The 323-nt window shown below is 60.4% G+C and carries 1 protein-coding gene; it reads left to right on the top strand.

Annotated features, from left to right (window positions below; genetic code table 11):
- Nucleotides 1–323: DDE-type integrase/transposase/recombinase (locus tag FVS66_RS00055; RefSeq protein WP_149178866.1), on the top strand; the 323-nt coding region annotated here is incomplete at both ends.

Below are 323 nucleotides of genomic sequence, written 5' to 3'. Positions count from 1 at the left end.
CGAAAAGCTCGTCGGCGACATTACCTGCATCGCGACCGGGGAAGGCTGGCTCTACCTCGCAACGGTCATCGACTGCTGCACGAAGGAAGTCATCGGTTGCGCGATGGACGACCACTACCAAACCCCACTGATATCCAGGGCGATCCGCAACGCGGCACGGAACAGAAACCTCTCGGCCGGCGCGATATTTCACTCCGACCGTGGAAGTAACTACATGTCATCCGAGTTCGGGATGACGCTCGGCCGGTTCGGGCTCCGCAGATCTGCCGGCCGCACCGGGATCTGTTTCGACAACGCCATGGCCGAATCATTGAGCTCTTCCG

The sequence above is a fragment of the Streptomyces sp. TRM49041 genome, assembly GCF_008271805.1.
Lineage (GTDB): Bacteria > Actinomycetota > Actinomycetes > Streptomycetales > Streptomycetaceae > Streptomyces.
Note: the sequence above shows the minus strand (reverse complement) of the source record. Positions and strands in the feature narration are given on the sequence as shown.